Genomic DNA, 593 nt, shown 5'->3' with positions numbered 1-593 from the left:
TTTCTTTGGAGTTATGTCATCGAGCCGCTGGGTTGGGATGAATGGATCAACGCAGAAGGGTTACTCAAGGCTTGGAATGCGCTGCCCACCCTGTTTTGGAGCGACAAGATCAAGCAGGAAAGGCCCGCGATTTCCGGGACACGCGGCTTCACATCGCTTCCTGAAGAAACACAGGTCGCAGCAACCCGGATTGATGAACAGCTCCGCGAAGGCACCAACAGCGGTAATCTTGCGACGGATGAGTACACGGCTGATCTGTCAGCCCATATCGCCGAACTTGGCGGACAGATTTCCGCACTCGAACAGCAACTCTCCATCGTCAAGGACGGCCCAACCGCAGAAACCCTGCGCCGCCCAATTCGGGAGGAGCTGGCCATCCTTCAAGAGGAAATGGATTGGGCGCAATCAGAAGCCGCCGCCGCGGCCGCTCGCAAAGAAGCTCTGCGTGATGCTCTCACCGAGACAACCGGCGCACCACCTGCTGACGGCGTCACCGAGGCCAGCATTCTCGCTGCGTTGGACAGAGTTCGTGTCGACGCGGCCAATGAGGCTGATCGAGCCGCTGGCGAAGCGATCCAGCAAGCCCTGACGCC

1 protein-coding gene is annotated in these 593 nt (G+C 59.2%); it reads left to right on the top strand.

The window, feature by feature from the left end; translation table 11 throughout:
* A partial coding sequence (locus tag ACR1XY_RS24840; RefSeq protein WP_480597543.1) for a hypothetical protein occupies positions 1-593 on the top strand: 593 nt, incomplete at both ends.

The organism is Ruegeria sp. AD11(2025) (genome assembly GCF_056542405.1).
The sequence above is the reverse complement of the archived record's forward strand: the minus strand, read 5'-3'. Positions and strand labels throughout refer to the sequence as shown.